Annotated in this window: 12 protein-coding genes, 3 tRNA genes and 2 pseudogenes; 6 read left to right on the plus strand and 11 right to left on the minus strand. The window is 67.0% G+C overall.

Features of this window, described 5'->3' with window-relative positions; genetic code table 11:
• The first annotated feature begins 5 nt into the window (after positions 1 to 5).
• Both hemQ and CKW46_RS13100 read left to right on the plus strand, forming a co-directional pair.
• The gene (hemQ, locus tag CKW46_RS13095) at positions 6 to 701 is read left to right on the plus strand and encodes a hydrogen peroxide-dependent heme synthase (protein ID WP_011741110.1); all 696 of its coding nucleotides are present in this window, start codon (positions 6 to 8) and stop codon (positions 699 to 701) included.
• The gene (locus CKW46_RS13100; RefSeq protein ID WP_015355347.1) at positions 698 to 1,447 is read left to right on the plus strand and encodes a class I SAM-dependent methyltransferase; all 750 of its coding nucleotides are present in this window, start codon (positions 698 to 700) and stop codon (positions 1,445 to 1,447) included. Before hemQ ends, CKW46_RS13100 begins: the two co-directional genes overlap by 4 nt.
• Positions 1,448 to 1,455: 8 nt before the next feature.
• On the opposite strand, the gene msrB is transcribed toward CKW46_RS13100, so the two are convergent.
• Genes msrB through CKW46_RS13120 form a run of 4 tightly spaced genes read right to left on the minus strand, consistent with a single transcriptional unit; the run spans position 1,456 to position 5,625 of the window.
• Positions 1,456 to 1,896, minus strand: a complete 441-nt coding sequence (gene msrB, locus CKW46_RS13105) for a peptide-methionine (R)-S-oxide reductase MsrB (protein ID WP_012393818.1) — start codon at positions 1,894 to 1,896, stop codon at positions 1,456 to 1,458.
• The gene (aftC, locus tag CKW46_RS13110) at positions 1,893 to 3,203 is read right to left on the minus strand and encodes an arabinofuranan 3-O-arabinosyltransferase (RefSeq protein ID WP_482053238.1); all 1,311 of its coding nucleotides are present in this window, start codon (positions 3,201 to 3,203) and stop codon (positions 1,893 to 1,895) included. Before aftC ends, msrB begins: the two co-directional genes overlap by 4 nt.
• A 19-nt stretch (positions 3,204 to 3,222) precedes the next feature.
• Positions 3,223 to 4,812: an alpha/beta fold hydrolase gene (locus CKW46_RS13115; protein WP_482053239.1), complete on the minus strand. Its 1,590-nt coding sequence runs from the start codon at positions 4,810 to 4,812 to the stop codon at positions 3,223 to 3,225.
• Positions 4,813 to 4,842: 30 nt separating this feature from the next.
• Positions 4,843 to 5,625: a pyrimidine reductase family protein gene (locus CKW46_RS13120; protein WP_012393821.1), complete on the minus strand. Its 783-nt coding sequence runs from the start codon at positions 5,623 to 5,625 to the stop codon at positions 4,843 to 4,845.
• A gap of 21 nt (positions 5,626 to 5,646) precedes the next feature.
• Here CKW46_RS13120 and zapE point away from each other — a divergent pair, with 21 nt between their 5' ends.
• Positions 5,647 to 6,759, plus strand: coding sequence for a cell division protein ZapE (zapE, locus tag CKW46_RS13125; RefSeq protein WP_015355349.1), 1,113 nt, complete (start codon positions 5,647 to 5,649; stop codon positions 6,757 to 6,759).
• Here zapE and CKW46_RS13130 read toward each other — a convergent pair.
• The 3 genes and pseudogenes from CKW46_RS13130 to CKW46_RS13140 all read right to left on the minus strand — a co-directional run bounded on the left by CKW46_RS13130 (position 6,737) and on the right by CKW46_RS13140 (position 8,625).
• Positions 6,737 to 7,240, minus strand: a complete 504-nt coding sequence (locus CKW46_RS13130) for a GNAT family N-acetyltransferase (RefSeq protein ID WP_238559629.1) — start codon at positions 7,238 to 7,240, stop codon at positions 6,737 to 6,739. The two genes, zapE and CKW46_RS13130, sit on opposite strands and share 23 nt — an antisense overlap.
• A 1-nt stretch (position 7,241) precedes the next feature.
• Positions 7,242 to 7,802, minus strand: a complete 561-nt coding sequence (locus CKW46_RS13135) for a hypothetical protein (RefSeq protein ID WP_117435148.1) — start codon at positions 7,800 to 7,802, stop codon at positions 7,242 to 7,244.
• A 78-nt stretch (positions 7,803 to 7,880) separates the two neighbouring features.
• Positions 7,881 to 8,625 (minus strand): annotated as a pseudogene (locus tag CKW46_RS13140) (Clp protease N-terminal domain-containing protein).
• Positions 8,626 to 8,733: 108 nt separating this feature from the next.
• Here CKW46_RS13140 and CKW46_RS13145 point away from each other — a divergent pair.
• The 3 genes and pseudogenes from CKW46_RS13145 to CKW46_RS13155 all read left to right on the plus strand — a co-directional run bounded on the left by CKW46_RS13145 (position 8,734) and on the right by CKW46_RS13155 (position 11,766).
• On the plus strand, positions 8,734 to 9,057 hold the full coding sequence (locus CKW46_RS13145) for a DUF732 domain-containing protein (RefSeq protein ID WP_011741101.1): 324 nt from the start codon (positions 8,734 to 8,736) through the stop codon (positions 9,055 to 9,057).
• A gap of 53 nt (positions 9,058 to 9,110) precedes the next feature.
• A complete protein-coding gene (locus CKW46_RS13150) occupies positions 9,111 to 10,070 on the plus strand; it encodes an alpha/beta fold hydrolase (protein ID WP_482053240.1) in 960 nt (319 codons plus the stop codon).
• A 30-nt stretch (positions 10,071 to 10,100) separates the two neighbouring features.
• A pseudogene (locus tag CKW46_RS13155) lies at positions 10,101 to 11,766 on the plus strand (tetratricopeptide repeat protein).
• On the opposite strand, the gene CKW46_RS13160 reads toward CKW46_RS13155, so the two are convergent.
• The 4 genes from CKW46_RS13160 to CKW46_RS13175 form a co-directional block, all read right to left on the minus strand.
• Positions 11,744 to 13,138: an APC family permease gene (locus CKW46_RS13160; RefSeq protein WP_482053241.1), complete on the minus strand. Its 1,395-nt coding sequence runs from the start codon at positions 13,136 to 13,138 to the stop codon at positions 11,744 to 11,746. The pseudogene CKW46_RS13155 and the gene CKW46_RS13160 sit on opposite strands and share 23 nt — an antisense overlap.
• Positions 13,139 to 13,268: 130 nt before the next feature.
• Positions 13,269 to 13,343 (minus strand) — tRNA-Val (locus CKW46_RS13165).
• A 15-nt stretch (positions 13,344 to 13,358) separates the two neighbouring features.
• Positions 13,359 to 13,432: transfer RNA gene (locus tag CKW46_RS13170), tRNA-Cys, on the minus strand.
• A 29-nt stretch (positions 13,433 to 13,461) separates the two neighbouring features.
• Positions 13,462 to 13,534: transfer RNA gene (locus CKW46_RS13175), tRNA-Gly, on the minus strand.
• Between the last annotated feature and the right edge of the window lie 97 nt (positions 13,535 to 13,631).

Below are 13,631 nucleotides of genomic sequence, written 5' to 3' on the forward strand. Positions count from 1 at the left end.
GTGCCATGGCACGCCTCGACTACGACGTCCTGAACGCAACCATTCGGTACCTGATGTTCTCGGTGTTCTCTGTGCGGCCGGGCGAACTCGGTGACCACCGCGAAGCCGTGATCGACGACGCTGCGACGTTTTTCAAGCAGCAGGAGGAACGCGGCGTCGTGGTGCGCGGCCTCTACGACGTCGCGGGCCTGCGGGCGGACGCGGATTTCATGATCTGGACCCACGCCGAGCGCATCGAAACGTTGCAGGCGACCTATTCGGACTTTCGGCGCACCACCACCTTGGGGCGGGCCTGCACTCCGGTGTGGAGCAGCGTCGGGCTGCATCGTCCGGCCGAGTTCAACAAGAGCCACATCCCGGCATTTCTAGCCGGCGAGGAGCCCGGCGCCTACATCTGCGTGTATCCGTTCGTGCGCTCCTACGAGTGGTATCTGCTGCCCGACGAGGAGCGACGTCGCATGCTCGCCGAGCACGGCATGGCCGCGCGTGGCTACAAGGACGTTCGGGCCAACACGGTGCCGGCGTTCGCGCTGGGGGACTACGAGTGGATCCTGGCGTTTGAGGCCCCCGAGTTGGACCGCATCGTCGATTTGATGCGTGACCTGCGGGCCACCGACGCCCGACGGCACACCCGTGCGGAGACGCCGTTCTACAGCGGGCCGCGGGTGCCCGTCGAGCAGCTGGTGACCTCGCTGCCATGACCGCCCCGGATCCGACCGACCCCACCCGCTTCGAGGAGATGTATCGCGACCAGCGGGTGGCACACGGCTTGCCGGCGGCCACACCGTGGGACATCGGCGGCCCGCAACCGGTGGTTGAGCAGCTGGTCGCGCTGGGCGCGGTCAAGGGGGAGGTGCTCGACCCGGGCACCGGGCCCGGCCACCACGCGATCTATTACGCGTCCAAGGGTTACTTGGCGACCGGCATCGACGGATCGGCGACCGCCATCGAGCGGGCCCGGGACAACGCGGCTAAGGCCGGGGTGTCGGTGAACTTCCAGGTGGCCGATGCCACGAGGCTGGAAGGCTTGGACAACCGATTCGACACCGTCGTCGACTGCGCCTTCTATCACACGTTCGGTACCGCGCCCGAGCTGCAGAGGTCCTACGTGCAGGCGTTGTGGCGGGCGACCAAGCCGGGCGCACGACTTTACATGTACGAGTTCGGCGCCCACCAGGTCAACGGATTGACCGCGATCCGGTCGCTGCCGGAGGAAAACTTCCGCGAGATGCTGCCACTTGGCGGTTGGGAGATCACCTATCTGGGGCCGACCACCTACCGCACCACGGTGAGCATGGAGACGCTGGAAACCATGGCCGCGCGAAACCCCGAGGTGGCTGACCAGGTCGGGCCCTTGGTGGAGCGGTTCAAGACGATCCAGCCCTGGCTGACCGACGGCATCGCGCACGTCCCGTTCTGGGAAGTCCACGCCACCCGGCTGGACTAACCCCCCTGCTATTGCGCTGCTGAGTCCGTGGGAACCAGGCGCAGCGAGATCGAGTTGATGCAGTAACGCAGATCCGTCGGTGTCGGATACCCCTCGCCGGCGAACACATGGCCCAGGTGGCTGTGGCAGTTCGCGCATAGCACCTCGGTACGCAGCTGGCCCAGTGAGTGGTCGGGACGCAGGATCACCGCTTCGCTGGCCGACGGGTCAAAGAATGACGGCCAGCCGCAATGGGATTCGAACTTCTCGGTACTGCGGAACAACTCCGCGCCACAGGCCCGGCATTGGTAGATGCCCTGCGTCTTGGTGTCGGTGTACTCGCCGGTGAACGGCCGTTCGGTGCCGGCCAGACGCAGCACGTCGTACTCCCGCTGGCTGAGCCTCTTGCGCCACTCGTCTTCGCTGAGTTGCAGTTTCGGACGCTGCGAGCCGGCGTCGGAGGAGGTCATGCGTCCACGCTAGCGCGCTCTCGCTCGGCCGTCAGCCACGCCGGATCGATCCCGCTGTCCAACCGGTCTTCGGCCTTGGCGTCGAGGTAGCGGAAATACAGCACGGTGAACGTCACGATCAACAGCAGCGACCACCCGTAGGTGATCTTCAGATACTCGAGGGCGCGGCCCCACCTCATCCAGTTGAACAGCAGCCAGCGATCCAGCGTCATGAAGCCGTAGATCCCCAGCCACGCCGGCCAGTTCCGGATCACCGAGTTACACAGCGTGATCGTCATCAGGAACGGGAACAGCATCATCGAGTAGTAGCCCTGGGCCAGCGACATCGCCAGCCACGACCACAGCAGCAGCACACCCGAGGATGTGGTGAACCAGAACAGGGGATCGCGGGTGCGGTAGTAGCGGTACAGCAGCCACAAGCTGGCGATCGCGATTGCGGTGAACAGCAGCCGCAGGAACAGGATCAACCAGGTCGGCAGGCCGAAGTAGATGCCATTGCCCTGGATCGAACTGTTGAAGTAGTCGCGGGTGCCCAGGATGTAGGGCAATGTCCGCGTGAAGAAGTCCATCGGATGATTGATCAGCGGCAGGGCGGCCAGGTTGATGACGATGGGGATCACGATGGCGGTCACCAGCGTGCGCCACTGGCGGTTGAGCAGGGGCAGCAGCAGCAGCGGGCCGAGTAGTGGTTTGAGCACCAGCGTGAATCCGATAGCTATCCCGGCCCACCATTGATGACTGACCCGGCCGTCCAACAGCCACCGCAGGAACAGCACCTCGAGCAGCAGAATGCAGCCGTTGATGTTGGTGAAGACCAGGGTGTTGGTCACGGTCTCGGTGGTGAACATGGCCAATACCAGGGCGGGGGCGGCGACCGAGGTCAGCGTGAAGTTGAACAGCCGCAGCAACAGGTACGCCGCCAGCAGAATGGCCGCGGTGTTGATCGAGATGAACAGGTAGCGCGACGGCGCGAAGGGCAGGTACCCGAACGGGGCCATCAGCAGCGTGCCGCCCGGCGGGTAGAGATAGTGCGGGTCGACGTAGTCGAAATGCTCGTTATAGATGTCCCAGCCGCGGCGGAAGTTGAGCACCGCCCGATACACCGGCTTGAAGTCGTCAGTGATGTTCCCGTTGGTCGTCAGCACGATGGCGCGATGCAGTACCGACAAAATGGCCGCCGGCCACAGCACCGAGCTCAATATCGCCGACGCGCTCGGTGGGCCGGTACGGGGACGGAATGCGGCTTGCATGCATTCACGCAAGCCGGTTCGGGTCGAGTCAGCCGCGGTCACCAGCGCACCGTACACCGGGGCGGCCGAGCCGGTTTCAGGCGGGACAGTAGGTGTCGGTGCCCGGCAGTTTGCCGTCGTTGAGATAGCCGATCAGCGGTGGTACCGCGCAGGACGAATAGATGCTGGCACCGTGTCCGATGCCCTGCCACATCACTCGCTTGCTGGCGGCGTTGGCGTTGATGATCGTGGCCGCGGTCTGGGCGACGCCTTCGTTGCCCACGATCGGGTCGTTTTGCACCCCCAGCAACAGGACGTTGACCTTGAGGCTCTTGGGGGCATCGGTTGTCGAGCCGCTGGGCCAGTGCACGCACTTGACCAGGTTGAGTGCGGCGACCGTGCCGAATTGTGGATAGAGCTTGCCCCAGGCGACCACCAGTTCGCGAACCCGGTCCGGGGTGGGGCGATTCACCGCGTCGCTGCACGAGCTGACGAACTGGCCGTCGGTGTGCTGCAGGGCATCGGCCCGGTTGATCAGGTTGGACAGCTGGTTCATGTCACCCGCGCGGGCGGCCACCAGCGCGTCCGCCAGGTTGGTTGTGGTGCGGATGCGGTCCCCGGTGGGAAAGCCCAGGGCGGTGGTGATGGCGGTGGCGATCGAGGCCACCGACTCGCCGCCGGGGCCGTTGTCGGAACGGGCGTCGTTCAGCAGTGCGGCGACGGCGCCCTTGGGATCGGATCCGAGCGCGCAGTGCACCGCGACACACTGTGCGGCGAACGCATCCAGCGCCGCTTGCTGACCCTTGACCTGTTGTTCAGCGGCGGCTTCGGCGCTGACCCCCAAAGCCACCGGGGAGTCGAGGATCAGCCGGGCGACCTTGTCGGGTCGTGATCCGGCGTAGGTGAGGGCCACCTGGGCGCCGTTGCCGATGCCGACCAGCGCCAGTGCCGGCACATCCCACAGATTGCGCAGCCGCTCGATGTCGGATGCGGCGTGTCCGTTGTCGTAGGCGGATGCGCCGGGGGCGATGGCGTCGGTGCAATCGGTGGTGGCTTCGTTGGAGATCGTCGAAAGGTTGGCCACCGGGTCATCGCCGGTTTGGAACTGCGACTGATCACGCATCTCGGTGCGCTCGTAGTGGTCCCGGCAGTCGATCGGGCTCGACATGCCCATCCCGCGGCGGTCGATGGCAACGATCGGGTGGGTGCGCAGCACGTCGGCGCCGGCATGAGACAGCCAGACCGGCAACTGAGTCGACGACGGCAGATCGGAGCCGGTGGTGAAGACCAGCGGGCCGGCGTCGCGTGGCGTCTGGCCGGAGCGGGCGCGCACCACGCCGATACTGACCGACCCGGATCCGCCGTTGACCGGATCCAGGTCGTTGTCGAAGGTCGCGCACTCCAGCCGGGTGCCGGGGGCGCCCTGAACGCCGGCATCGGAATAGACCTGTGAGGTGCAGTCGGTCCAGGACAGATCGTTCTTGGGCGCGGAGATCGGCGGCGGGCCGCTGGGCGGTGGTGTGGTGGTGGCGGCGCCCTGCGGGCGCGCGCCGGTGTTGGTGGCAAAGCGCGGGTCAGCGCCCAGTACCGGAACGCAGGCAGCCAGCACTGTGGTCACCGAGAAGGCCACCGCGACGAGAATCGGGGTGGACGGGAGGCGCCGACTCATGCCGACAACACTAACCACTCCGCTCAGCGATGCTGCGCGACGTGCAGTTCAGGCTCGAACGTAGCGGGTGTAGAGGTACCCGGCATCGTCGGTGATGACGTGAGCGCAGTGCATCCGGGTTTGCAGCTGGCCCGGGCCGGACGCAATGCGCCGGGGCAGACCACCCACCACAACGGGGGCGATGGTCAGACACAACTCGTCGAGCAGATCCTGCTCGATCAGCGATCCGAACAGCGTTGGCCCGCCCTCGGTGAGGATGCGGCGCATGCCCCGCCCGGCGAGTCTGGCCAGCAGCAGGCCCTCGTCGACCCGGTGGGGGTCCTTGCCGGAGCAGTCGACCACTTCGGCGAGGCCGGTCAGCCTCCGGCGGGTGTCGTAGACGGCCGCCGCGGCGGTCAGAACCAGCGGTGGTACCTCGGTGCGGGTGAACACGGGCAGATCCCGGTCCAGCTGACCGGAGTTGGTGGCGATCGCCAGTTGCGGGACTTCGCTTTGTCCGCGGGCCTGCCGCTGCTGGCGTTCCGCGACGCCCAGTTGCGCGCCGGAGTAGCCCTCGATGCGCACCGTGCCCGCGCCGACCAAGATGACGTCGGCCAGCTCACGCAGCAGGACAAACACGGCTCGGTCGCCCGGCCCCGCTAGGCCGCCGCTAGTGCCCCCGACGGTCGCGCCGCCGTCGAGGCTGGTGATGAAATTGGCCCGCAACCAGGTGCCGCTCAGCTTCGCCGGATAGCCGTAGAACTCGGGCAGGTCCTCGTCGGTGAGTTGGCGGTCGGTTCCGAGCAGCGTCAGCTGTGCATCGGCGGACCGGCCTGAGGTTGGGTCAGGCATGGGCAGACCTCCACGTCGGCTATGAAGTTGATTGCAACACGCCGCTACAGTGCCAGCATGCACGGGTCCACTTCTGCGGGTGCTTGGGGAGGGGTGGCGCATCTGGTGGACCGTCATCCGTCGGTGTCGCCAGAGCGGCTGATTGCCCAATTGCGCCCGCCCCCAACCTTCGCCGAGGTGAGCTTCTCGACGTATCGGCCGGATCCCGCGGAACCGACCCAGGCCGCCGCCCTGGTGGCCTGCCGGGACTTCTGCCAGGAGGCGGTGCAGCGCCGGGCTGGCCGCAAGAAGCTGTTGGGCAGGCGTGAGGTGTTGCCCGGGGTCGGGCTGTACCTCGATGGCGGATTCGGTGTGGGCAAGACGCACTTGCTGGCCTCGTCCTACTACCAGCTGCCCGGCTTGGGGCCGGACGCACCCGAACAGCCCAAGGCGTTCGCGACCTTTGGTGAGCTGACCCAGTTGGCGGGCGTTTTCGGCTTCGCCGAATGCATCGACCTGCTGGCCAACCACACGGCCGTGTGCATCGACGAGTTCGAGCTTGATGACCCCGGTAACACCACGCTGATCTCCCGGATGCTCTCGGCGTTGGTGCAGCGGGGCGTGTCGGTGGCCGCCACCTCCAATACGCTGCCCGAACAGCTGGGCGAGGGGCGCTTTGCCGCCCAGGACTTTCTGCGCGAGATCAACACGCTGGCAAGTATTTTCACCACGGTGCGGATCGAGGGTCCGGACTATCGCCACCGTGGCCTGCCGCCGGCGCCGCAGCCGTTGTCCGATGATCAGGTCGCCCAGCGCGCTGCGACGGTGCGCGGCGCGACCCTCGATGACTTCGACGCCCTGTGTGCCCACCTGGCTACCATGCATCCATCGCGGTATCTGACCCTGATCGACGGTGTGAGCGCGGTGTTTCTGACCGGTGTGCACCCCATCGAGGACCAACATGTTGCGCTGCGGCTGGTGGCGCTCACCGATCGGCTCTATGACGCCGGCGTCCCGGTGGTGGCATCCGGGGCCAAGCTGGACACCATTTTCAGTGAGGAGATGCTGGCGGGCGGTTACCGCAAGAAGTATCTACGTGCCACCTCGCGACTGTTGGCTTTGACGGCCCCGGTCAGCGAAGCTCGCGAACCATGATGTAGTCGTTCTCTTGGTGGGGGCCCAACTGAAATGTTCTGGTGCCACTCACCGTGAACCCGCGTTTGGCGTAGAAGCGTTGTGCCCGTTGGTTTTCCTGGTTCACCCCGAGCCATACCCGGCGGGCTCCCCAGTCTTGGGCGGTAGTGATCGCATTGTCCATCAGCGCCTTGGCGGTTCCGGTGCCGTGCTGGTCGGGCAATAGGTACAGCTTGGACAACTCGACATCGCAGTCGTCGGTATCGGCGCGAACAAGCATGGCGTAGCCCACAATTCGGCCGCCAGCGCGAGCGGCAAGAATGGTGCGCTGCGGATCGTTGAGATATTCGGCGAACCGGTCGCCCGACAAGTTGGTCTCGATGAACGACGCGACGTGTTCGGCCGGTGCCGAGGGCGGACAAGCCAGCGGGAAGGTGCGCGCGGCCACCGCACCCAACTCGGCGGCGTCGACGGGGCCCGCCGCGGCGATCTGGACGTTCAGTTCAGAGGTTCCACTGTGCGAGGTGCTGGCCGGTCTTGCGGTCCAGCAGCACGACGACGGAGACCGGATCGCGATAGGCGTCCCAGTACACCCCGCCGCGCACGATCGAGCCTTGTGGTGCGTTGCCCAGTGCGGCGTCCAGCCAATCCGGTGCGTCGCAGGGGCGCGGCTTGTAGGCGTCGGCGAATTGGGTGACGCCGTCGAAGCTGAAATTGGTGGCCATGATGAAGGAATTGGGCACCCGGACCGCACGGACCGTCACGTCGTCGCGGTTCACCGAGCTGCCGGGGAAGCTCTTCACCGGCACGCCGGTGCGGGTGTAGCCGAATCCCGGCGGCGGATCGACCGGTACCACGTTGCTCACGGTGACGTCGGCGACATAGGTGCCGGTATCGACTCGAAGCGTGTCACCGATGTGTCCGATCGGCGCATCGCCGGCCCAGGCGCGGGGAGCGGCCGAGTTCAATGCCAGCACCCCGGCACCGGCGGCGAGCAAGACGGCAAAGACGGGGGCCACGAGAACGACGAGGGCGGAGCGAACAACCTTCGGCCAGCGGTGCATGTTTGCCTCCTCGGCGCCCTGTTCTGGGACCTTCGCATGATTACACATGCGGCAATGCGAAGGGGAGGGGTTGAGTCTTCAGGACTTGCCGGGGCGGCCGTCCGGTCCGTGGCCGGTCAATGACTCGAGCGCGCTGCTCAGATCGGCCTCCGCACGTGACTTCTCGACACCGGATCGGTGTAGCGGTCCGGCTCCGTCCTCGAGTTCGAGCAACGCGAGCAGCATGTGCTCGGTGCCGATGTAGTTGTGGCCGAGCCGAAGGGCCTCACGGAAGGTCAGTTCCAGCACCTTGCGCGCCGGTCCACTGAACGGGATGAGGGCGGGGGTTTCGCCGGTGGCCGCGGGTAGGCGCACCGACGCGCGCAGGGCCTCGGTGTCGATCGCTTGCATCCGCAGCAGCGCGGTGGCCAGCGCGGCGGGGTCGGCCAGCACTCCCAGCAGCAGGTGGTCGGGGGTGATCTCGTCGTTGGCGCCTTGGTGGGCGGCGTTCTGGGCGGCGACCACCGCGCTGCGAGCGCGCGGCGTGAAGCGTCCGAAGCCTTGCTCCGGGTCCAGCGTGGTGGCTTCGGCTCGGGGGACGAATCGCTTCTGCGCGGCCTGTTTGGTCACTCCCATGCTCTTGCCGATGTCGGTCCATGAGGCTCCGGAACGACGCGCCTGGTCGACGAAGTGTCCGATCAGATGGTCGGCGATCTCGCCGAGGTGTTCGGCGGCCAGGACCGCGTCGGTCAGGCTGGTCCAGCGCGTTGGTGTGGACCTGTTTGATCGCGTCGATCAGTTCGTCGAGGCGGACGGGATAGGTGATTTTGGTCGGATCGGCCACGTCGTCAACGATCGGTTGACGATAGCGGTTTCGTCAACGCTAGGTTGACGATCTTGGCGTGTTCTCCGGGATGCAGGGATGGCGCCGGTCTGGGACCATCAGGGGGATATGAAGCTCTTGGTTGGGGTGACAGGGTTGGCCGTCATGGTCGGCCTGGCCGCACCCGCACACGCCGATGCCAACGATGACGCATTCCTGGTTGCGCTGGGAAAGGCCGGCATCACCTATCCGGACGCGGCACGAGCGATCGCGGCCGCCAAATGGATATGTCAGCAAGTGAACAACGGGACTCAGACGGTCGACGTTGTCAAGCAGGTACAGAGCTCCAATTCCGGGCTCCAAGAAGATGGCGCAGCCAAGTTCACCGCGATCGCGGCCAATGCCTATTGCCCCGCGATCCTTTCCGGCCACGGCGCAAACCCTCCCGGCTGAGCCCGCTAGGCCATTGCGTGCTCTGAGCCGGGCAAATCAGGCAAGCTGGACGGATGAGACCGACGCTGGCCGCCGCGGCCCTAGCCGGTGCCAGCGGTCTGGTCGGCTGGGGTGGTGCCCGGGCCCTGGCCCGCCGAATCGAGCGCAATCCCGACCCGTTTCCCAGGGAACGGTTGCTGGCCGAACCACAAGGTGAGCGGGTCGCGATCACCCGCCCCGACGGGGCCGTGCTGCATGCGTTGGTGGCAGGCCGGGGGACGCCGGTGATTTTGGTCCATGGCTACTGCGCCAGCCTCACCGAGTGGAATTTCGTCTGGGACGAACTGCTGGCCGGGGGCCTGCGGGTGATTGCCTTTGATCAGCGCGGCCATGGCCGGTCGACACTGGGCGCCGAGGGAATCGGATCGGAGCCCATGGCCGACGATCTTGCCGCGGTGCTGCAACACTTCGACATCCGCGACGGCGTGCTGGTCGGACATTCGATGGGGGGCTTCGTCAGCATCCGCGCCCTGCTCGACCATGGCGCCCTGGCGCAGCGGCTGCGCGCGGTGGTGCTGTTCGCCACCTGGGCGGGCCGGGTGCTGGACGGGGCTCCGCAGAACCGCCTACAGATCCCGCTGCTGGAACGCGGGATCCTGCAACGGCTGCTGCGCAGCAGGACCATCGCGGTGCTGTTCGGGGCGGCACAGTGCGGGGCGCGTCCGTCACCGGCGATGATCTCGGTATTCCTCGAGTGGTTCCATCAACATCTCGACCGGCACGGACCGCACCTACCCATCGTGCGGGCGTTCTCGCGCGAGGATCGCTATCCACGGCTGGCCGAGATCTCGGTGCCGGCGGTGGTGATGGTAGGCTCCACGGATCGCACCACCCCGCCCAGCCACTCGCACCGGCTGGCCGCCGGAATCCCGGGTGCTCGGCTGGTCACCGTGCCCGGCGCGGGACACCTGCTGAGCTGGGAGGCGGTCGACGAGCTGGCCGAAGTCGTCGAATCCTTTGCGGCGCAGCGGTGATGATGCGGGGCCACGCGGCGGGGTGTGGCGATGACCGCCGGCGAGCAATACTTCGACCTCGGCAGCTACCACCGGCCCGTCCAGACCCCCTCCGCCCAGGCGCAGGTCTGGTTCGACCGGGCGATGGTGTGGGCGTACGCGTTCAATCACGAAGAGTCGATCCGCTGCTTTGAACGGGCGCTGGACCTTGATCCCGGCTTGGCCATTGCGCGGTGGGGGATCGCCTACGCGGTGGGCCCGAACTACAACAAGCCGTGGGTGGCGTTCGACCCCGTCGATATGACCACGTCACTGGCCCGCGCACGCATGGAGCTGTCCCTGGCCGCCCAGGGACGGGCCAGTCCGGTCGACCAAGGCCTGGTCGCGGCGCTGCAAGCCCGCTTCCCGACCGACGACCCCGACGACGCGGAGGCGCTGCGCGCCGGCCTGGGCGCCTACGCCGACGCAATGGCAGAGCTGGCCGCCGCCTATCCGGCCGATGTCGACGTGCAGGCCCTGGCCGCCGACGCGCTGCTCAACGTCACCGCCTGGGCCCTGTGGGACACGGCGACCGGGGAGCCGGCCGCCGGCTCGCGGGTGCTCGAGGCCAAGCGCCTCCTGGACCAGGCACTGGCCACCCCCGCGGGCCGGGCCCATCCGGGAATCCTGCACCTGTACCTGCACGCCATGGAGATGTCGGCGACCCCGAGGTTGCCCTGCCGGCGGCCGACCTGTTGCGCGGCTTGGTGCCCGACGCCGGGCATCTGCAGCACATGCCTAGCCATATCGACGTGTTGTGCGGCGACTACCGCAGCTCGGTGCTGGCCAATCTTGCCGCGGTGCGGGCGGATCGGCGGTTCGTCAGTCGCGAGGGCCCGCTGAACTTCTACTCGCTCTACCGCGCGCACGACCTGCACTTCATCGTGTACTCGGCGATGTTCGAAGGGCAATCGCAGATCGCGCTGCGGGCCGCCGACGAGCTGGCCGGCCAGCTGGGGGCCGAGCTGCTATCGATCGAATCTCCGCCGATGGCCGACTGGCTCGAGGCGTTCGTGCCGCTGCGGACCCACGTGCTGGTGCGGTTCGGCAGATGGCAGGAGCTGATCGCACAACCACTGCCATGGACCGGGACCTCTACTGCGACACGACGGCCACGATTCACTATGGCCGTGGTGTCGCCCTGGCGGCCACCGGCCAACTCGCTCAGGCCCATGCCGAGCGCGCCGCGTTCGTCGAGGCCTGCGCGCGGGTGCCGGAGTCGCGGTACCTGTTCAACAACACCAGCCGCGACATCCTCGCGGTGGCCGCCGCCATGCTCGACGGTGAGATCGCCTACCGCGACGGGCGTTTCGACGAGGCCTTCGCGCACCTACGGCGCGCGGTGACACTCGATGACACGCTGCCCTACGACGAGCCCTGGGGCTGGATGCAGCCCACCCGGCATGCGTATGGGGCGCTGCTGCTCGAACAGGGCCATGTCGAGGAGGCGGCCGCGGTGTATGCCGCCGACCTGGGACTGGACCCCACCCTGGCCCGGCCGTGTCAGCATCCCGGAAACGTTTGGAGCCTGCACGGGTATCACGAGTGCCTGCAGCGGCTCGGTCGAACCGCTGAGGCCGCCATCATCGGCCAGCAGCTCGCGCTGGCCGCCGCGCGTGCCGACGTGCCGATCCGCGCCTCGTGTGCATGCCGAGTTACGGCGTGCTGCGACCAGTGACGGGGTCGCCGCCCAGGCGCGCGGGCAACCTTCGCCGGGGTATCCGATAACCCAGGGCCGCGGCGGCGGCGAGGCCGGCGCCGATAGCGAGGTCCTTGACTTCCTGGGTGGCCAGCGTCACGACGACGCCCACGACTGCCAGCAGCGGCGGCAGCGGCCACAGCGGCATCCGAAAGGGCCGCACCAAGTCGCGGTCCCGAACACGACAGACGATCGCCGACAACGCCACCAGCAGATACACGATGGCGATGACCACGCCGGTGAACGTGATGAGCTTGGGCAGCGACATGAAGACGCACAGCAGGCCGTTGCCGAGGAAGAGGAATCCGTGCACCGGGACCCGCGACCGGGCTGACAGTCGACCGAACAGAGGTTGCAGCCGTCGCGGCAGCATCCCATCCCTGGCCGCGGCGTAGTAGACGCGCGCATACCCGAGGTTTGCCGCCAGGCCGGTATCGAACATCGCCACCACCACGCCGGCGACCAGAACCGTCGCGCCGGCCGGACCCATCATTTGGCGGGCAAGAAACTCGACCGCAGAACCATCGGTGATGGCGGCGGGAATGTCGCGGATGGCCAGGGTCGCGGCGATCACCGCGACGCACTCGACCACGACGGCCAGGACCGCGGACAAGACCACGGCGTGCGGAATCGCGCGTCGTGATCCCGCCGTCTCCTCGGAGAAATACAGCGGCCAGTCGTAGCCATTGAAGGCAAACAGCGCCGGACCGACCGCAGCGAAAATACCGGCGATGCCGACACCAACGAGGGCGCCGCCGGGCCCGGCCGTCACCGGCTGGGTGAACGGCTTGGTAACCGCGGAAGCGTGCGCGAAGGCCACGACGGTGAAGACGATGATCACGGCCAGTTCGAGGGCCAGCATGGCGGCGACAACCCAGCTGGCCGGGGCGATCTTCCCGATCGATAGCGCCGTGATGAGCGCCATCATCCCCAGCGCCAGCCACTGCACCGGTACGGCGGCGCCGATCAGCGACGACAGATACGTCGCCGCGGCGACCAGGATGGCGGCCGTCGAGACCACTCCGAGCAGCAGGAACAGCACGCTGGTGACGCCACCCGCTACGGGGCCGATGGCGCGGCGCACGATCGTGTAGGCGCCGCCGGCGGAGGGAAAGACCGAGCCGACCTCGGCGTAACACAGCGCCATACACACCGCGATGGCGGAGCCAATGACAAACGCCCACACGACGCCGGTTCCGGCGATCTGCAGCCCGTCGCCGTAGATCAAGAACACCGACGTCGTCGGGGAAATCGCGGAGACCGCGATCGCCAGCACGTTGCGTGGCCGTAGCGCCGATGCCGCAAGAGTTGCCGGCGCGGCCTCGGCCCGCCGCTGTGGCCCTTCAGACATGAGTACTACGTACACCTCCGCAGCGGAGACGACCGTCTCTGCGGTTCGAACGGTAGGCGACGGTGTAGCCGAATTCGACCACGAGAATTGATGAGCAGTGCTAAGTAGCACCTGCGAACTGAGCTGACTCTGGTGCGCGATACTGGGATTGAACCAGTGACCTCTTCCGTGTCAGGGAAGCGCTCTCCCGCTGAGCTAATCGCGCTGGGGAGATCAAATCTGGAGGTGGAGACGGGAATCGAACCCGTGTGCACGGCTTTGCAGGCCGTTGCCTCACCACTCGGCCACTCCACCGCTGGGGATTGATGCCACTTGCACCTTCGAGCGGATGACGGGATTCGAACCCGCGACCCTCACCTTGGCAAGGTGATGCGCTACCAACTGCGCTACATCCGCGCGCAACGGGCGAGATCGTCGTCCGGTGCGAAGCAAGACACTAGTCCACTTGAGCGGACGGGCACAAATCGCGAGGTCCTTTGGGGCGCTTTGGTGG

Source organism: Mycobacterium liflandii (assembly GCF_022354805.1).
Taxonomy (GTDB): domain Bacteria; phylum Actinomycetota; class Actinomycetes; order Mycobacteriales; family Mycobacteriaceae; genus Mycobacterium; species Mycobacterium marinum.